Source organism: Arthrobacter sp. B2060 (assembly GCF_059090445.1).
In genome coordinates, this window is the sequence record NZ_JBNHFR010000003.1 from 334,420 (window position 1) to 353,000 (window position 18,581).

The 18,581-nt window shown below is 66.5% G+C and carries 16 protein-coding genes and 1 pseudogene; 16 read left to right on the plus strand and 1 reads right to left on the minus strand.

Annotation, left to right across the window (positions count from 1 at the left end; all coding sequences use genetic code 11):
• The first annotated feature begins 4 nt into the window (after positions 1-4).
• The 9 genes and pseudogenes from ruvX (at position 5) to nusB (ending at position 8,069) form a co-directional block, all read left to right on the plus strand.
• On the plus strand, positions 5-604 hold the full coding sequence (ruvX, locus tag AC5RUM_RS08365) for a Holliday junction resolvase RuvX (protein ID WP_494034494.1): 600 nt from the start codon (positions 5-7) through the stop codon (positions 602-604).
• Positions 601-2,523, plus strand: a complete 1,923-nt coding sequence (gene mltG / locus AC5RUM_RS08370) for an endolytic transglycosylase MltG (RefSeq protein ID WP_494034495.1) — start codon at positions 601-603, stop codon at positions 2,521-2,523. The genes ruvX and mltG overlap by 4 nt, the downstream gene beginning before the upstream one ends.
• Positions 2,520-3,380, plus strand: coding sequence for a shikimate dehydrogenase (locus AC5RUM_RS08375; RefSeq protein WP_494034496.1), 861 nt, complete (start codon positions 2,520-2,522; stop codon positions 3,378-3,380). The genes mltG and AC5RUM_RS08375 overlap by 4 nt, the downstream gene beginning before the upstream one ends.
• Before the next feature lie 26 nt (positions 3,381-3,406).
• The gene (aroC, locus tag AC5RUM_RS08380) at positions 3,407-4,606 is read left to right on the plus strand and encodes a chorismate synthase (RefSeq protein WP_494034497.1); all 1,200 of its coding nucleotides are present in this window, start codon (positions 3,407-3,409) and stop codon (positions 4,604-4,606) included.
• Between the two features lie 56 nt (positions 4,607-4,662).
• Positions 4,663-5,145: pseudogene (locus AC5RUM_RS08385) on the plus strand (shikimate kinase); the annotation flags it as partial.
• A gap of 185 nt (positions 5,146-5,330) precedes the next feature.
• The gene (gene aroB, locus AC5RUM_RS08390) at positions 5,331-6,419 is read left to right on the plus strand and encodes a 3-dehydroquinate synthase (RefSeq protein WP_494034498.1); all 1,089 of its coding nucleotides are present in this window, start codon (positions 5,331-5,333) and stop codon (positions 6,417-6,419) included.
• Positions 6,419-6,937, plus strand: coding sequence for a tetratricopeptide repeat protein (locus tag AC5RUM_RS08395; RefSeq protein WP_494034499.1), 519 nt, complete (start codon positions 6,419-6,421; stop codon positions 6,935-6,937). The genes aroB and AC5RUM_RS08395 overlap by 1 nt, the downstream gene beginning before the upstream one ends.
• A gap of 158 nt (positions 6,938-7,095) precedes the next feature.
• The gene (efp, locus tag AC5RUM_RS08400) at positions 7,096-7,659 is read left to right on the plus strand and encodes an elongation factor P (protein WP_400576102.1); all 564 of its coding nucleotides are present in this window, start codon (positions 7,096-7,098) and stop codon (positions 7,657-7,659) included.
• Positions 7,659-8,069, plus strand: a complete 411-nt coding sequence (gene nusB / locus AC5RUM_RS08405; RefSeq protein WP_494034500.1) for a transcription antitermination factor NusB — start codon at positions 7,659-7,661, stop codon at positions 8,067-8,069. The genes efp and nusB overlap by 1 nt, the downstream gene beginning before the upstream one ends.
• A 104-nt stretch (positions 8,070-8,173) precedes the next feature.
• Here nusB and AC5RUM_RS08410 read toward each other — a convergent pair whose 3' ends face one another.
• Positions 8,174-9,442: a PrsW family intramembrane metalloprotease gene (locus AC5RUM_RS08410; protein WP_494034501.1), complete on the minus strand. Its 1,269-nt coding sequence runs from the start codon at positions 9,440-9,442 to the stop codon at positions 8,174-8,176.
• Positions 9,443-9,591: 149 nt separating this feature from the next.
• On the opposite strand from AC5RUM_RS08410, the gene pyrR reads away from it, so the two are divergent.
• Genes pyrR through pyrF form a run of 7 tightly spaced genes read left to right on the plus strand, consistent with a single transcriptional unit; the run spans position 9,592 to position 18,511 of the window.
• Positions 9,592-10,176 carry a bifunctional pyr operon transcriptional regulator/uracil phosphoribosyltransferase PyrR gene (gene pyrR / locus AC5RUM_RS08415; protein ID WP_494034502.1) on the plus strand — a complete coding sequence of 195 codons (585 nt, stop codon included), beginning with the start codon at positions 9,592-9,594 and terminating at the stop codon, positions 10,174-10,176.
• Positions 10,173-11,168 (plus strand): aspartate carbamoyltransferase catalytic subunit, encoded by a 996-nt coding sequence (locus AC5RUM_RS08420; RefSeq protein ID WP_494034503.1) that lies wholly within the window; start codon positions 10,173-10,175, stop codon positions 11,166-11,168. The genes pyrR and AC5RUM_RS08420 overlap by 4 nt, the downstream gene beginning before the upstream one ends.
• Positions 11,168-12,571: a dihydroorotase gene (locus AC5RUM_RS08425; RefSeq protein ID WP_494034504.1), complete on the plus strand. Its 1,404-nt coding sequence runs from the start codon at positions 11,168-11,170 to the stop codon at positions 12,569-12,571. Before AC5RUM_RS08420 ends, AC5RUM_RS08425 begins: the two co-directional genes overlap by 1 nt.
• Positions 12,571-13,092: a PH-like domain-containing protein gene (locus AC5RUM_RS08430; RefSeq protein ID WP_494034505.1), complete on the plus strand. Its 522-nt coding sequence runs from the start codon at positions 12,571-12,573 to the stop codon at positions 13,090-13,092. Before AC5RUM_RS08425 ends, AC5RUM_RS08430 begins: the two co-directional genes overlap by 1 nt.
• On the plus strand, positions 13,073-14,335 hold the full coding sequence (gene carA / locus AC5RUM_RS08435; RefSeq protein WP_494034506.1) for a glutamine-hydrolyzing carbamoyl-phosphate synthase small subunit: 1,263 nt from the start codon (positions 13,073-13,075) through the stop codon (positions 14,333-14,335). Before AC5RUM_RS08430 ends, carA begins: the two co-directional genes overlap by 20 nt.
• Positions 14,335-17,634, plus strand: coding sequence for a carbamoyl-phosphate synthase large subunit (gene carB, locus AC5RUM_RS08440; protein WP_494034507.1), 3,300 nt, complete (start codon positions 14,335-14,337; stop codon positions 17,632-17,634). Before carA ends, carB begins: the two co-directional genes overlap by 1 nt.
• A complete protein-coding gene (pyrF, locus tag AC5RUM_RS08445; protein ID WP_494034508.1) occupies positions 17,627-18,511 on the plus strand; it encodes an orotidine-5'-phosphate decarboxylase in 885 nt (294 codons plus the stop codon). Before carB ends, pyrF begins: the two co-directional genes overlap by 8 nt.
• Positions 18,512-18,581 lie beyond the last annotated feature (70 nt).

The window sequence follows — 18,581 nt, forward strand, 5'->3', positions numbered from 1 at the left end:
ATCCGTGACCTCAGCTGCTGAATCCGGCGTCTATCCCCAGGGCATCAAACTGGGGGTAGACGTAGGCACCGTTCGGGTCGGCGTCGCCATTTGCGACAGCGACGCCATCCTGGCCACGCCCTTGAAAACCCTTGACCGCAATCCGAAAAAGAACTCGGACGTGCGGGTCATTGCCGCCCTTGCGGCGGACCGGGGCGCCGTGCAGATTTTCGTCGGCCTCCCGAGGACCATGAAGGGCGAAGAACACGCCTCAGCCCGCATGGCCACAGAGTATGCCCAGCTGCTGGTGCAGGCACTCGAGCGCGCCGGATTGGACGTTCCCGTGCACCTTGTGGATGAGCGCCTGAGCACGGTAACGGCACACCGACACCTGCACCAAGCTGGCATGAGCAGCAAAAATCACCGTAAAGTGGTGGATCAGGTTGCTGCTGCGGGGATTCTGCAGCACGCCATCGACATGCAAAAAGCCAGGGGAACGGATGTGGGAAGCCGCGTACGCGCGCTTCCGCAGCCGGGGCTGACCGGTGACGCCGCAACGCAGAATGATGCGCAGGCTGTCCCGGGAAAAGACACGCAATCTTCAGAAGATGGAAGGCTACAGTGAGCCCGGTCAATAGCGACGACTCCTCCGGCAGGAACTTCAGGGGTACCGGACGGCCGCTGACGCGCAAGGAAATCCGTGCCCGTGAGAAGTCCCTCACGGCGGACGCCGCGGACCTTGTGCCTGAACAGGCCTACGAGTCCGGAAACGATGCCCCGGACGTCCCGGACGTCCCGGAACGCCGCCCGTCAGTGCCGCAGTCCGCGGCCCCTGCGCCGGCACAGCGGCGGGTCGAGCCAACAGTCTCCGGGACGCTGCCCGGGGCCGCGGCTTCGCCGGTCCCGTCCCCGGACGCGGTGGCCCCCACGCTCGGCGTTCCACTGGTTCCGCCCGTGCCGCCGACCATTCAGGAACCGGCCATTCAGGAACCGGCCAGCCGGACACCAGGCTTCGAGGAACCGACCATTCAGGAACCGGCCAGCCGGGTGCCTGCCTCCGATGCGCCGAGTGAGGGCGCACATGGCGTGCACGCTGACGCTGGCCACCATGCTGACCATCATGCCGCCGCGCACCGCGCCGCAGCCCACCGGGCCGCTGCCGGCGACGCCACCGATTACACACACACAGATCACGCACACTCAGACCACACACTCTCAGACCACGGGCACGCTGACCCTGCACACACCGGCCACGATGCCGCCCATCACGCAGGCGCTGGCTACGCCGATGACGGGTCCGGGGACCCGGCGATCCACGCCGACGAGGCCCACTACCATGCAGCGCCCGCAGACGTGGACTACGCGGCGTACCACCACGACGCCCACCATGAGAGCTACGAGGACCATGTGCCGTACGAAGATGAGGCTATGGGCCATCAGCTGCTCGCCAACCCGCAGAGCGTGACACCGGTGGCCCGCCCTTCCAAGAAGGTCCGCAGGCGGCGCCGCCTCGTGGCGCTGCTGCTCACGTTGGCGCTTTTCGTCACGGCCACCGTCGTCGGTGCCCAGTTCCTGAAGCCGCTGCTTGGTACCGACAAGCCCAGCGATTACCCGGGACCCGGCACGGGACAGGTCAAGCTGTCAGTCCAGCCTGGCGAAGGGCCGGTGTCGGTGGCCGCCAAGCTCGAAGAAGCCAGAGTCGTGGCAAATGCAGACACGTTCATTTCTGCACTTAGCGCCTCGGGGGGCACACTGTCTCCCGGCGAGTACGACTTCAAACAGGAAATGAAGAATTCGGACGCCGTTGCTGTCCTGCTGAACGAGCAGCAGGCCAAGGTCATGTACTTTGCGCTGAGCGCCGGGCTCAGGATCAACGAGTCGCTGGAGGCGATCTCTGAGGGCTCCGGCATCCCCGTGGCCCAGCTTAAATCGTTAAGTGATTCTCCCCAGCAGTTCGGACTCCCGGCGAAGGCAAAGAACCTTGAGGGCTATCTTGCCCCAGGCGAGCACCGGTTCCCGCTGGGAACTACGCCCAAGGAGATCCTCACGCAGCTTGTCAAGATCACGCAGGACGAGCTGAAGGCTCAGGGCGTCACCGATCCCGCCAAGCAGTACGACGTGGTGACGGTGGCGAGCATCGTCCAGGCTGAAGGCGGCCAGGCGGAATACAAGGACGTTGCAGGCGCCATCTACAACCGGCTCAAGCCCAACAACACGGAGACGGCCGGGCTGATCCAGTCCGACGCCACGGTCACCTACGGCCTGGGCCGAAAAAGCTTCCACATTACCGAAGAGGAGAAGGCGGACAAGTCCAATCCGTACAACACGTACGCGAACCAGGGACTGCCCGTGGGCCCCATCGGTTCACCGGGGAAGACTGCCATCGATGCTTCGGCCAAGCCGAAGAACAATGAGTACATGTACTGGGTGACCATCAACCTGGACACCAAGGAGACCAAGTTCTCCAAAACGCTTGAGGAGCACCAGCGGTACGTTGACCAGTACAACGCGTGGTGTGAGGCCAACCCCGGCCGTTGCGTATGAGCCGCCGGGCGGCCGTCCTCGGTCATCCGATCGGGCACTCCAAATCGCCTGCCCTCCATCTGGCCGCTTACGCGGAACTGGGGGAGGAGATCGATTACAGCGCCATTGATGTGACCGAGGAATCCCTGCCGGCCTTCATGGCTTCCGTACGCGGCGAACAGGGCTGGTGCGGGCTGTCCGTCACCATGCCCCTCAAGAAGGCCATGGTCCGGGAGGTCGATGAAGTCCGCGGCGTGGCCCGTGTACTCGGCGTCATCAACACTGTGGTGTTCGACGGCGAAGGCGCTTCCCGCCGGCGGATCGGGTACAACACGGACGTTGCCGGCATCGTCAACGCGCTTCGCAATGCCGGTGCCGCCGAAGCTCCTGCCGCGGCGGTGCTTGGCGGCGGGGGGACTGCGGCAGCCGCTGTGGCTGCGCTGCAGGAGCTCGGCGCGACGTCCGTGGACGTCTATGTCCGGGACACGCGCCGGGCCGCGGAAGCCAGGGCTGCCGCCCGGGGCCTGGCGATGGACATCGCCGTGCGTCCCATGACTGAAGCCGTCAGCGGCATGCTGGCCGCCGACGTCGTCATATCCACCCTGCCGCCGCGCGCCGCCGACGGAATGGCGGGCGAACTGGAGGGGCTCGGCGTGACAACGGAGGGTGTCCTGCTTGACGTCGCCTACGACCCCTGGCCGAGCCGCATCGCCGCCGCGTGGCGGAAAGGCGGGGGGAACGTGGTGCCCGGACTCGAGATGCTGCTTTACCAGGCCGTCGAGCAGGTCCGCTACTTCACGGGCCGCGAGGATGCCGTCAGCGCCGAAGTCATAGATGTGATGTGCGACTCAGTCGGGGCACCCCGACGCGTCTTCTGACCGCCCCACGTGGCAGGATGGATGCTATGTTGCGTTGGTTGACTGCCGGTGAATCCCATGGCCCGGCCCTCGTCGGAATTATCGAAGGCGTTCCCGCCGGTGTTGAACTCACCAGCGGGCAGATCGCCGATGCCCTGGCGCGCCGCCGCCTCGGTTACGGCCGCGGTGCCAGGATGAAGTTCGAGCAGGATGTGGTCACCATCCTCGGCGGTGTCCGCCACGGACTGACCCAGGGCGGGCCCATCGCCGTCCAGGTCGGCAACACGGAATGGCCCAAGTGGGAGCAGATCATGTCTGCCGATCCCGTTGACCCCGAGTCACTCGCGGACCAGGCCCGCAACGCTCCGCTGACCCGTCCGCGGCCTGGGCACGCAGACTTCACCGGGATGCAGAAATACGGCTTCGACGAAGCACGGCCCGTCCTTGAACGTGCCAGCGCCCGCGAGACTGCCACGCGTGTCGCCATGGGGACGGTCGCCGCGCAGTTCCTGAAGCACCTCGGCATCGAACTCGTAAGCCACACCGTGTCCATCGCCAGCGTCACGGTCCCCGAGGGCAGGCCCCGCCCCGTCCCGGACAACGTCATCGCGCTCGACGCCGACCCGCTGCGGTGCTTTGACCGCGAAACCTCGGACGCCATGGTGGCCGAGGTGGACGCCGCCCACAAGGAAGGCGAAACCCTCGGTGGCGTGGTGGAGGTGCTCGCCTACGGGCTCCCGCCGGGACTCGGCAGCTACGTCCACTGGGACCGCCGGCTTGATTCACGCCTGGCCGCCGCCCTCATGGGCATCCAGGCCATCAAGGGCGTGGAGGTGGGGGACGGGTTCGGAACCGCGGCCCGCCGCGGTTCTGCCGCGCACGACGAAATCGTCAAGGACGCCGACGGCAGGATTATCCGCACCACCAACCGCGCCGGCGGCATCGAAGGCGGCATGAGCATTGGCGACGTCCTGCGTGTGCGGGCTGCCATGAAGCCGATCGCCACGGTTCCCCGCGCCCTGAAAACCATCGATATCAGCACCGGCGAGCCCGCCAAAGCCCACCACCAGCGCTCCGACGTCTGTGCCGTCCCGGCCGCCGGTGTCGTGGCGGAGGCCATGGTTGCCCTCGTCCTCGCGGAAGCCGTCACCGAGAAGTTCGGCGGTGACTCCGTGGCGGAGACGGCCCGGAACATCAGGGGCTACATCGAGAACATTCCGGCGTCCCTGGACTCGATCGGACAGTAGTGTCCTTCAGCAATACACCCCGCACGGGCAACCGGCCAGTCGTGCTCATTGGCCCCATGGCCGTGGGCAAGTCGGCGATCGGGCACCAGTTGGCACAGCAGCTCGGTGCGCCCTTCGTGGACACCGACGCCGTCATCGTGGAGAACCACGGCTCCATTGCCGACATCTTCGCGGGACGCGGCGAGCACGCGTTCCGCGAGATCGAAGCGCGGATCGTGGCGCGCGTCGTCGAAGAAGCCACCGGCACGTCAACGGTCATCTCCCTCGGCGGGGGCTCCGTCCTGGATTCCGGAACACAGCAGCTGTTGGAGCGCTGTACCGTGGTGTACCTCGAATGCGATGTGGACACCGTCGCCGCGAGGATCACCAGGAATTCCGGACGCCCGCTGCTGGCCGGTGACGGAATCCGCCGCTGGAAGACGCTGTTCGCCACCAGGAAGCCGGTTTACGAGCGCTTGGCGGACATTGTCCTGGACGTCCGCCGCGGTTCGGTACCGGAACTGGGACGCCGGCTCGAGGAAGCGCTGCGCGCCTACGCCACAGGGACCGGCGACACAGGGACCGGCGACACAGGGACCGGCGGGGCAGCGACGGGCGGCACAGCCGACGGCGCCATACGGAACACCACCGCGGCGCCCTCCGCCACGGAGAAAACACGCGCGGCAAACACAGCCGCGAATACTGCGGCCAGCGCCATCCCGGCCGAAAAACAGGAAGTTGAAAAGTGAGCGAATCAACTGTCATCAAGGTCACCGGCAAATCGGCTGGGGACAACTACGACGTCGTAGTCGGACGAGGCCTGCTCGGCGCCTTGTCGGAACTGCTCGGTGAACGGGTCCGCCGCGTCCTGGTGATCCATCCCCGGGCCCTCCGCCTCACGGGCGACACCGTCAGGGACGAACTGGAAGCCGCCGGCTTCATCGCCCTTACCGCGGAAATCCCCGATGCCGAAGAAGGCAAGCACATCCAGGTGGCCGCCTTCTGCTGGCAGGTGCTGGGACAAAACGACTTCACGCGGTCGGACGCCGTCGTTTCGGTCGGCGGCGGGGCTGTCACCGACCTCGCCGGCTTCGTCGCCGCCACATGGCTCAGGGGAGTCAAAGTCATCCATATGCCCACCAGCCTGCTCGGCATGGTGGATGCCTCCGTGGGCGGCAAGACCGGCATCAACACGGCCGAAGGCAAGAACCTCGTGGGCGCCTTCCATCCGCCTGCCGCCGTGCTGGCGGATCTGGACACGCTGAACACCCTGCCCAAGAACGAGCTGATCTCCGGCATGGCCGAGGTCATCAAGTGCGGCTTCATTGCCGACCCCGCCATCCTGGACCTCGTGGAGCAAAACCCGGATGCCGTCACCGACCCGCAGTCGGACGTCCTCCGTGAACTCATTGAACGCGCCATCGCGGTCAAGGCCCGCGTCGTGTCCGAGGACCTCAAGGAATCCGGGCTGCGCGAAATCCTGAATTACGGCCACACCCTCGGCCATGCGATTGAACTCGTGGAACGCTACTCTTGGCGGCACGGCGCCGCGGTATCGGTGGGCATGATGTTCGCCGCAGAACTGTCCCGCAGCGTGGGCAGGCTCGGAGACGCCGACGCCGATCGCCACCGGAGCATCCTGGAATCCCTGGGACTTCCCGTCACCTACCGCCGCGACCGCTGGCAGGGCCTGCTGGACGGCATGCGCCGCGACAAGAAGTCCCGCGGCGACCTGCTCCGTTTTGTGGTGCTCGACGGCGTCGGCAAGCCCGGGATCCTGGAGGTTCCCGATACCTCCCTGCTCTTTGCCGCCTACCAGGAGATCGCGTCCTGATGAGCGACATCACAGGTGAAACCATTGAGTGGCCCGACGGCGGCTTCCCCGGCATCAGGATCAACCCGGAGGACCTGATTCCGGAGATCACCGGCCCCGAGGCCTGTGCCGCAGCATTGGATGCGTCCACGGATCCGGCAGACCGCGTGTTCGTGTTGCTGGTGGAGGGGCACGCGTGCGATGCCGCTGAACTGCTGGCCGAGGCGCGGTACAAAGATCCCGAGTCGTTCCGGCTGAGGGCTTTCGAGGCTGAAGTGCTGCGCGTCTCCCACCGCTACGACCTTGCCGTTGAGCTCTACAGGCAACTCCTCGCAGAGGCGGCGGGAACGCCCAACGAGGCGCTCGTGTACCAGTATCTCGGCAGGACCCACTTCGCCGCGGGAAACATCGGCGCCGCCGTGGAGTCATTCGCCCGGGCGCTGGACCTGAGGGTTGAACAGTCGGCCGACGCTGCGCTGATCTACTCGTCCACGGTGGCGCTGCAGCGTGCCCGGGACGTGCTCGACCTGGCTTCCTGACCGGCGGCGGTGGGCCGGGCTGACGGAGCCGGTCCACATTTCCGTTAGAATGGTTCTTGGATTTTTGATAAACACACGCTGGCGGCGCCGTTCGGCATGCCGGCTTGGCATATACGGCTGGCAGCCAGAGGCAGTCAGATAGAAACCAGAGGAAACCAGTGGCAACCACAAACGACATCAAGAACGGGACCGTCCTGAAGCTCGAGGGCCAGCTCTGGAACGTCATCGAGTTCCAGCACGTCAAGCCTGGCAAGGGTGGAGCGTTCGTGCGCACCAAGATGCGCAACGTCATGTCCGGCAAGGTGGTCGACAAGACTTTCAACGCCGGCCTCAAGATCGAGACCGCCACTGTGGACCGCCGCGATTACCAGTACCTGTACCAGGACGGCGCGGACTTCGTGTTCATGGACACCCAGGACTACGACCAGATCACCGTCTCCGGCGCCACGGTGGGCGACGCCACCAACTTCATGCTCGAAAACCAGATGGTCAACATCGCCATCCACGAAGGCACCCCGCTCTACATCGAGCTGCCGCCGAGCGTTGTGCTCGAAATCACCTACACCGAGCCGGGCCTGCAGGGCGACCGCTCGTCCGCCGGAACGAAGCCGGCCACCCTGGAGACCGGTTACGAGATCCAGGTGCCCCTGTTCGTCGAGAACAACACCAAGGTCAAGGTCGACACCCGTGACGGCAGCTACCTGGGCAGGGTCAGCGAGTAGTGAGCGCCCGCGGTAAAGCCCGTAACAGGGCCTTGGACGTCCTCTTTGAGGCTGAGCAGCGCTCGGTTTCCGCGTTTGACGTGCTGCGCGCCCGGCGTGAGAAGACTGACCAGATCGTCAACCCCTACACGGTGGAAATCGTCGAGGGTGTCGTGTCGCTGCAGCCGGCAATCGATGAGTTCCTCGAAACGTACTCGCAAGGCTGGACCCTGGAGCGCATGCCCTCCGTTGACCGCATCATCCTGCGTATTGGCACCTGGGAGCTCCTGTACAACGACGACGTACCCGACGGCGTCGCCGTCAGCGAAGCCGTGGCCCTGGCCAAGACGCTCTCAACGGATGAATCGCCGTCGTTCATTAACGGCCTGCTCGGCCGCCTCCAGCAGCTGAAGCCCTCGCTGCTGGCCTGACTTCTGCGTCATGCAAGCAGCTGCATGCATAAAAGCCCCGACCCCCTGTGAATGAACTGGGTCGGGGCTTTTTGCTGCCCGTTGAGACGTCAGGGGCGGCTTTTCTAATGCCCGACGGCGGCGCGCAGCGCCACGAGGTGGTGCAGCTGCTGTAGCTCGTCCTGCTGGTGCAGCGCAACGTCCCGGCCACTCAGGATCCGCTGGCGTATGAAGGCCAGCTGAGTTGCAGCCTTCACGAAGGCCTTCATCTGGGGACCGCGGTTGTATGCACTGGCCCAGCGGACCGCCTGCCGCCGTCCGCCGGCGGTGGCAAGCATGCCGACCTCGGCGGGCGTGAACCAGCCCGCTGCGGCGTATTCATGCAGCCGCTGGCGGGTGAGGCGTGACTCGGCGACCCGCAGGGCCACAATGCAGCCCACGGCCAGCAGGAAAATGGGGACCTGGACCAGAACATACTGGGCCAGGAAGTCCTGCCCCATGCTGTTCCAGCGGTTGTGCAGGACCATGGCGGGAATGAGCCCCACGGCGAACCCGGCAACGGAAACACCGGAGTGCCAGCGGCGCGCAGCGAAACCCATGATCAGCCCGGTGGTTCCGGTGAAGATCGCGTGCGCGAAGGGCGACATGACGCCGCGGAGGAAGAAGATCTGGGCGAGGTCGCTGCCGGGAGTGGCGGACTCGGCGATGGCCCGGCCGAAGTAGAGGATGTTCTCCGTGAAGGCAAAGCCCCCGGCAATGGTGAAGGCGAACACCACGCCGTCCACGGGACCGTCGAAATGCCGGCGGGCGAGCAGCAGCAGGAGGAGCAGCCCCAGGGATTTCGCGAACTCCTCGACAACGGGGGCCTGGACGGTGGTCATGAAGTCCCGGAAGGACGCCTCGTCGGACGTGGGCGCCGCAAGTGCGAAGACCGGCTGGATCAGCAGCGTTACGGCGATGGAAACCGCCGCTCCCCACGTAAACGCGAACAGGAGCAGCCGTTTCGGCTCGGGCTCCCATCGGTCAATGATGTGCACAGCAAAGAGCACGGCCCCCAGCGGAATCAGTGAGGCGACAAACCCGATGGCAAAGCCGGTAACACCGGTGTTGGCCAGCAGGAAGGGGACCACCAGGAACAGGCTGACGAAGGCGAGGACAACTCCTCCCACCACCAGGGACAGCACCCCGGAGGACGGGCGGACCGCAACGGTCGTGGCGGACTCAGGAATGACCTGGGCCACCGAGCCGCCGCGGTGTCCTGGCGCCGGACGGTAATCCTGCGGGCGGACATGGCCCATCCAGCTGGGGTTCGTCTGCTCATGGAACTGCCACCGGGGGTCTCCGGGGCGGTTGCCGGACGGTCCGGGTGCAGGCTGCTGCGGGTTCATGGACATAGTCATGAGCCTATCGGCAGACGGGCCGCCCGGATGTGACGGACGACGCCTTCCCGCGGGCCAATTGGCAAATGTCCGTGTGGTAATTTGGGAAAGCAATGTTCCTTTTTTAATTCCGTCCCGTGAGGCGGGGAAAGGGGAGACGAGCGTTGACTCCTGTCACACAGGCACCGGTTCCGGCCAGGGTTGTACTCAACCAGGCTGATATTGACCGTGCACTCACTCGTATCGCCCATGAGATCCTCGAGGCCAACAAAGGCTCCCAGGACCTGGTGCTGCTGGGCATTCCACGCCGCGGCTACCCGCTGGCCGTCCGGCTCGCCCAGAAAATCGCTGCCGCGGACCCCGCCGTGAACGCCGCCGCCATCGTTGGCCAGCTTGACGTCACGATGTTCCGCGACGATCTGTCCCACCAGCCCACCAGGCCGCCCCACCGCACCCAGTTGCCGCTGTCCGGCATCGACAACAAGGTTGTTGTCCTGATCGACGACGTGCTGTACTCCGGCCGCACCATCCGCGCCGCCCTGGACGCCCTCGTCGACCTCGGACGGCCCCGCATCGTGCGCCTTGCCGTCCTCGTCGACCGCGGACACCGTGAGCTTCCCATCCGGGCGGACCACGTGGGCAAGAACCTGCCGACTTCCTCCTCCGAAAAGGTCCGCGTACGCCTCGAGGAAACCGACGTCATTGACGGCCAGACGGTCAATGAGGTCGTCATCGAGGCCGGCGCATGAAGCACCTGCTGTCCACCGAAAACCTGAGCCTCGCCAACGCCGTGCGGATCCTCGACACGGCCGAGGAAATGGCTGCCGTCGGTGACCGAGAGGTCAAGAAACTTCCCGCGCTGCGCGGCCGCACGGTGGTGAACCTCTTCTTCGAGGATTCAACCCGCACGCGGATCTCGTTCGAGGCCGCTGCCAAACGGCTTTCCGCGGACGTCATCAACTTTGCCGCCAAGGGGTCATCGGTCTCCAAGGGGGAGTCCCTCAAGGACACCGCCCAGACGCTATCCGCGATGGGTGCAGACGCCGTCGTGATCCGCCACTGGGCCTCCGGTGCCCCGCACAGGCTCGCCGCGACCGACTGGATTGACGCCGCCGTCATCAACGCCGGCGACGGCACGCACGAACACCCCACCCAGGCCCTGCTGGACGCCTTCACCATGCGCCGGCACTGGGCAAAACTCGGGGGCCTGCCATCCACCGGGGCTGACCTGAAGGGCATGCGCGTAGCGATAGCCGGCGACGTCCTGCACTCACGGGTTGCGCGGTCCAACGTATGGCTGCTGCGCACCCTGGGAGCCGAAGTCACACTCGTGGCGCCGCCCACGCTGCTGCCCATCGGCGTCGAAACCTGGCCCTGCAAGGTCAGCTACAACATGGACCAGACGCTCGAAAAGGGCGTGGACGCCGTGATGATGCTCCGGGTCCAGGGCGAGCGGATGAATGCCTCGTACTTCCCCTCCACCCGCGAGTACTCGCGCCGCTGGGGCTTTGACGACGCCAGGCTCCGGGCGCTGGACACCCTCGGACTCAAAGACACCATCATCATGCACCCCGGGCCCATGAACCGTGGGCTGGAAATTTCCGCCGCGGCCGCCGACTCGCCCCGTTCCACCGTGCTCGCACAGGTCCGGAACGGCGTGTCCGTCCGCATGGCCGCCCTGTACCTGCTGCTCTCCGGGGACACCCGCGAACCAGCCGCCACCCTGAAAGAGAGCAAGTAATGGCTGACCAGACCGCCAGCAATGGCACGAAGAGCAACGGCACGAACACCAGCGGAACCTACCTCATCCGCGGCGCGTCGATCCTCGGCGAAGGCGCGGAGGACCTGCTCATCCGCGACGGCGTCATCGCCGGGCGGGGCAAGGACCTGTCGGAGACAGACGCGGCTGACGACGCCACCATCATCGACGCTGACGGCCTCATCGCGCTGCCGGGCATGGTGGACGTGCACACGCACCTCCGCGAGCCGGGCCGCGAAGACGCCGAGACCGTCGAAACCGGAACCCGGGCGGCGGCGCTCGGTGGCTTCACCGCCGTGCACGCCATGGCCAACAGCACCCCCGTCGCCGACACGGCCGGCGTCGTGGAGCAGGTCCACAGCCTGGGCCGCGCCGCAGGCTGGGTGGACGTCCGCCCGGTGGGTGCTGTCACCGTAGGCCTGGCGGGGGAGCAGTTGGCCGAGCTCGGCGCCATGGCCGACTCCCGGGCGCAGGTCCGGATGTTCTCCGATGACGGCATCTGCGTCCACGATCCGGTCCTGATGCGCCGCGCCCTCGAATACGTCAAGGCCTTCGACGGCGTGGTGGCCCAGCACGCGCAGGAACCCCGCCTCACTGCCGGTGCGCAGATGAACGAGGGTGAAGTATCCGCTGTCCTGGGGCTGACCGGCTGGCCGGCAGTTGCCGAGGAAAGCATCATTGCCCGCGACGTCCTGCTCGCCCAGCACGTAGGGTCCCGGCTCCACGTCTGCCACGTGTCCACCGCCGGATCGGTGGAGATCATCCGCTGGGCCAAGGGCCGCGGGATCAACGTCACCGCTGAAGTAACACCCCACCACCTTCTGCTCACCGACGACCTGGTCCGCAGCTATGACCCCGTGTACAAGGTCAACCCGCCGCTGCGCACCAATGCCGATGTGGAGGCGCTGCGGGCTGCCCTGGCCGACGGCACCATCGACGTCGTGGGCACGGACCACGCTCCGCACCCCAGCGAACACAAGGAATGCGAGTGGGCACAGGCGGCCATGGGCATGACCGGGCTGGAAACCGCCCTGTCCGTCGTGCAGCACGCCATGATCGAGACCGGCCTCATGACCTGGGCGGATTTCGCCAGGGCAACCTCCGTGGCGCCTGCGGGAATCGGCCGTCTCGCCGACCAGGGCCGACCCCTCGAAAAGGGGGAGCCTGCCAACATCATCCTGGTGGACCCCGCGGCCCGCTGGACCGTTGACCCCTCTGCCATGGCCACGATGGGGCGCAACTCGCCCTTCCGCGGCATGGAGCTCCCCGGCAAGGTGGTGGCCACTTTCTTCAAGGGGCACCCCACCGTCCTTGACGGCAAACTCAACACCCCCTACCGTTACCCCGCCGAAGCTCCGGCTGCCGGCATGGCGGGCGCGAACTGATGGAGAAGGAGCTCCTTGCCGGGCTGATCACGGCGGTCCTCATCGCCGTCGCCCTTGGCCTGATCTGGATGGGGTGGCGCAACCGGCTCCGGCGCCAGTCGGACATCGAGCCACTTCCTCCGGTTCCCGCCGAACTGGGGGAGCCGTTGCTGACGGCCGAAGGCCAGTACGTGGCGTCCACCACGGCCGGCGACTGGCTGGACCGGATTGCCGTGCACGGCCTCGGCATCCGCACCAACGCCCAGCTCAGCGTGCATCCCCAGGGCGTGCTCCTGGACCGCTCCGGTGCCGCGCCGCTGTTCATCCCGGCAGCCGGGCTGAGCGGCGTCCGGCAGGACAGCGGCATGGCCGGCAAGTTCGTCGAAAAGGACGGACTGCTGGTCCTCACCTGGGCGCTCGGCACCCATCAGCTGGACACCGGCTTCCGAACCCGCCGGGCCGCGGACAAACCGGCCCTCTTCCAAAAACTTCAAGAACTAATCTCCGCAGGCCCGCAGGCCGATGCCCAGAGTGGAAAGTAATACAGTGACGGACAACAACACAGCAAGCTCCCCGGCCGCCCTGGTGCTCGAAGACGGCCGCATCTTCCGCGGCAGCAGCTACGGCGCCCAGGGCACCGCGCTCGGCGAGGCGGTCTTCGCCACCGGCATGACCGGCTACCAGGAGACCATCACCGACCCGTCCTACGCCCGCCAGCTGGTGGTGCAGACGGCGCCGCACATCGGCAACACCGGCGTGAACAGCGAAGACGCCGAGTCCCGCCGCATCTGGGTGGCCGGCTACATCGTCCGCGACGCCGCCCGCCGCCCCTCCAACTGGCGCTCGGAGCGCAGTCTCGACGACGAACTCGTCGAGCAGGGCATCGTGGGCATCCAGGGCGTGGACACGCGGGCCATCACCCGGCACCTGCGCGAGCACAAGACCATGCGCGCCGGCATCTTCTCGGGCGAGGCGGCAGAGGCCACGGAAAAGGAGCTCCTTGACGCGGTCCTGGCCAGCGCCCCGATGGAAGGCGCCCGGCTGGCCGAGGAAGTCAGCATCGACGAGGCCTACGTGGTGGAGCCCAAGGACCACGGCTGGGAAGGCGACGCCCGGTTCAGCATCGCCGCCATCGACCTCGGCATCAAGGCCATGACGCCGGTCCGGTTCGCCGAGCGCGGCGTCCGTGTCCACGTGCTGCCCGCCACCGCCACCATCGAGGACGTCAAGGCCGTCAACCCGGACGGGTTCTTCATGTCCAACGGCCCCGGCGACCCCGCCACGGCCGACAACCAGGTCAAGCTGCTCCGTACCGTGCTGGATGAGAAGCTGCCGTACTTCGGCATCTGCTTCGGCAACCAGATCCTGGGCCGTGCCCTGGGGTTCGGCACGTACAAGCTCAAGTACGGCCACCGCGGGATCAACCAGCCGGTCATGGACCGCCGCACCGGCAAAGTGGAAATCACCTCACAGAATCACGGCTTCGCCGTCGACGCCCCGCTGGACGGCCCCACCACAGCGCCCGAAGAGCGCTACGGCCGGGTCGAAGTGAGCCACATCAGCCTCAACGACGACGTCGTTGAAGGGCTCGCGTGCCTGGACATCCCGGCCTTCTCGGTCCAGTACCACCCGGAAGCAGCGGCCGGGCCGCACGACGCCGCGTACCTTTTCGACCGCTTCATCGAGCTGATGGAGGGCACGCGCAACGGCCGCACCGCCAACCTGTCGGAGAAGCCGGCAGACGATCAGAACACCACCGATTCCAAGACTGAGGACAAGAAGTAATGCCCAAGAGAACTGACCTTAAGAGCGTCCTGGTCATCGGTTCCGGCCCGATCGTGATCGGCCAGGCCGCCGAATTCGACTACTCCGGCACGCAGGCCCTTCGCGTCCTCAAGGATGAGGGCCTGCGGGTCATCCTCGTCAACTCCAATCCGGCAACCATCATGACGGACCCCGAGTTCGCAGACGCCACCTACATCGAGCCGATCACTCCGGAGGTGGTCGAGAAGATCATCGCCAAGGAGCGCCCCGACGCCGTGCTGCCCACCCTGGGCGGCCAGACCGCCCTCAACACTGCCATCGCGCTGGACAAGAACGGCGTGCTGGAGAAGTACAACGTGGAATTGATCGGCGCCAACATCGCGGCGATCGAACTCGGCGAGGACCGGGAGAAGTTCAAGGGCGTGGTGGAGCGGTGCGGCGCGGAATCTGCGCGCAGCCACATCATCCACACCATGGACGAGGCCCTGAAGGCAGCCGACGATCTTGGCTACCCCATGGTGGTCCGCCCGTCGTTCACCATGGGCGGCCTGGGCTCCGGGCTCGCCTACAGTGAAGACGACCTGCGCCGGATTGTCGGCCAGGGCCTGCAGTACAGCCCCACCAGCGAGGTGCTCCTGGAAGAGAGCATTCTCGGCTGGAAGGAATACGAACTCGAAATGATGCGGGACAAGAACGACAACGTCGTTGTTGTCTGTTCCATCGAGAACTTCGATCCCGTGGGCGTGCACACCGGTGACTCCATCACCGTGGCCCCGGCACTGACCCTCACGGACCGCGAATACCAGCGGCTGCGCGACATCTCCATCGCGGTGATCCGTGAAGTCGGCGTGGACACCGGCGGCTGCAACATCCAGTTCGCCATTGATCCCCAGACCGGCCGTGTTGTGGTCATCGAGATGAACCCGCGCGTTTCCCGCTCCTCGGCCCTGGCCTCCAAGGCAACCGGCTTTGCCATCGCCAAGATCGCCACCAAGCTCTCGCTCGGCTACACCCTGGACGAGATCCCCAACGACATCACCCAGCAGACCCCCGCGTCCTTCGAGCCCACGCTCGACTACGTGGTGGTCAAGGTCCCGCGGTTCGCCTTCGAGAAGTTCCCCGCCGCCGACCCCACGCTCACCACCACGATGAAGTCCGTCGGCGAAGCCATGGCCATGGGGCGCAACTTCACCGAGGCCCTGCAGAAGGCGCTGCGGTCCCTGGAGCAGAAGGGCTCGCAGCTGGACTTCAGCTCCGTTCCCGAATGGGAAGTGCCGGAGCTCATCGAAAAGGCCAAGCGCCCGACGACGGAACGCCTGCACCAGGTGCAGCGCGCCCTGCTCGGCGGCGCCAGTGTGGAGGAACTCTTCGAGGCCACAAAGATCGATCCCTGGTTCCTTGACCAGCTCCAGCTGCTGAACGAGATTTCCCGCGAGATCCGGCAGTCAGGCGCGCTCACGCAGGAGATGCTGAAGCGCGCGAAGCGCCACGGCTTCTCCGATGAGCAGATCGGTGCCCTGACGCACAACCCGGAGGCCGTGGTACGCGGGGTCCGGCAGGCCCTGGGGATCCGTCCGGTGTACAAGACCGTGGACACCTGTGCCGCCGAATTCGCGGCATACACCCCGTACCACTACTCGTCGTACGACGAGGAGGACGAGGTTGCGCTGCACTCCAAGCCGTCCATCCTGATCCTCGGCTCCGGCCCCAACCGCATCGGGCAGGGCATCGAGTTCGACTACTCCTGCGTCCACGCCTCCATGGCGCTGCGCAAGGCCGGCTACGAGACCGTGATGGTCAACTGCAACCCGGAAACCGTCTCGACCGACTATGACGTCTCCACCCGCCTGTACTTCGAGCCGCTGACCCTCGAGGACGTCCTCGAGGTCATCGCCGCGGAAGAACGCACCGGCGGCGTCATGGGCGTGTTCGTGCAGCTCGGCGGCCAGACCCCGCTGAAGCTCGCCCAACAGCTGGCCGACGCCGGCGTGCCCATCCTGGGCACCTCGCCGGAAGCCATCGACCTCGCCGAGCACCGCGGAGCCTTCGCCCGCGTCCTGGACGAAGCCGGGCTTATTTCCCCGAAGAACGGCACGGCCGTGTCCTTTGAGGACGCCAAGAAGATCGCCGACGAGATCGGCTACCCCGTGCTGGTGCGCCCGTCCTACGTGCTGGGCGGCCGCGGCATGGAAATCGTCTATGACGAGCCCAACCTGTCCCGCTACATCGCCAACGCCACGGAAATCACCCCGGACCACCCGGTGCTGATCGACCGGTTCCTGGAGGACGCGGTTGAGATTGACGTCGACGCGCTGTTCGACGGCAAGGACATGTACCTCGGCGGCATCATGGAGCACATCGAGGAAGCGGGCATCCACTCCGGCGACTCCGCCTGCGTCCTGCCTCCCATCACCTTGGGCGGCAACGTCCTGGAGCGCGTCCGGACGGCCACCCAGGCGATTGCCGAGGGCGTGGGTGTGCGCGGCCTGATCAACATCCAGTTCGCCCTGGCGTCGGACGTCCTGTACGTGCTGGAAGCCAACCCGCGGGCCTCACGCACGGTTCCGTTCGTCTCGAAGGCCACCGGCGTGCAGATGGCAAAGGCGGCTGCCCTGATCGGCACCGGCGTCACCATTAACCAGCTCCGGAGCGCCTACAAGATGCTCCCGGAAACCGGCGACGGCTCCACACTGCCGCTGGATGCGCCCGTCTCGGTCAAGGAAGCGGTCCTGCCGTTCAGCCGCTTCCGCACGCCGGAGGGCACTGTGGTGGACTCTCTCCTCGGGCCGGAAATGCGCTCCACCGGCGAAGTCATGGGCATCGACAAGCACTTCGACACTGCGTTCGCCAAGAGCCAGGCCGGAGCGAACAATGCCCTGCCCACGGAGGGCAAGATCTTCGTCTCCGTGGCCAACCGGGACAAGCGTTCGGTGATCATGGGCGTCAAGCGGCTCTCCGACCTCGGTTTCGAGATCGTCTCGACCGGGGGCACGGCCGACGTCCTGCGCCGCAACGGCATCCAGGCCACGCCGGTCCGGAAGGTAGCCGAGGGCAGCAGCGCCGAAGGCGAAGGCACCATCGCCGACCTCGTGATCGCAGGCGAAATCGACATGGTGTTCAACACCCCGTCCGGTGGCGAAGCCCGCAGCGACGGCTACGAGCTCCGGGCGGCGGCCACCTCCATTGGCATCCCCTGCATCACCACGGTGGCCGAGTTCAACGCCGCCGTCCAGGCCATCGAGGCACTGCGCACGTACGAGTGGTCCGTCACGAGCCTGCAGGAGCACGCCGCCAATCTCAAGGCGTCCTGGCATGCCTGAGGGTGCACGAACCCGAAGCGCGGAAGCTGCAGAAACGGCCGGCCGGGAGTCCTTCGGCTCCCGGCTCGGCCGGGCCATGGCTGAGCGCGGCCCGCTGTGTGTCGGCATCGATCCGCACCCGGCGCTGCTCAGCGAGTGGGGACTGAACGACGACGCCGCCGGCCTGGAGCGCTTTTCCCTGACGGTCCTGGAGGCCGTCGGTTCCCTCGCTGCCGCCGTCAAGCCGCAGGTGGCGCTCTACGAGCGCCACGGCTCCAAGGGCATGGCCGCCCTGGAGCGGACGCTGGCCGCCGCGGCAGACGCCGGAGTGCTGAGCATCGCCGACGCGAAGCGCGGGGACATCGGATCCACGATGGCGGCGTACGCCGACGCCTGGCTGCGTGACGGCTCAGCGTTGGCGGCCGACTCAGTGACCCTGAGCCCGTACCTTGGCTTCGAGTCGCTGCGCCCGGCGTTGGACCTCGCGGCCGAGCACGGCCGCGGCGTCTTTGTCCTGGCCCTGACGTCAAACCCGGAGGGTGCCTCGGTTCAGCACGTCGGCGGCAGCGATTCTGTTGCGCGCCGGATTGTCGAAGCTGCGGCCGGAGAAAACAAACGCTACGACGGGACGCTTGGCTCCGTTGGACTCGTGGTGGGGGCCACCGTGGGCACGGCACTGGCGGACCTGGGTCTGGACCTCGGAGCCGTCCGCGGACCCATCCTGGCCCCCGGGCTGGGTGCCCAGGGCGCCACGCCTGCCGATCTGCGCACGACGTTCGGTGCCGCCTATCCCCAAGTGCTGGGGACGTCCAGCAGGGACATCCTCAAGGCCGGGCCAGGTGTCCGCAGCCTGCAGGACGCAGCCACAAGCACCCTGGACGGGCTCCGCGCCGAATAGTCCATTGATTTCTGCCGCCGCCGAGGAGTAGGTTCAGGACAAGTCCAACGGCCCAGGCCGTGGATCCATA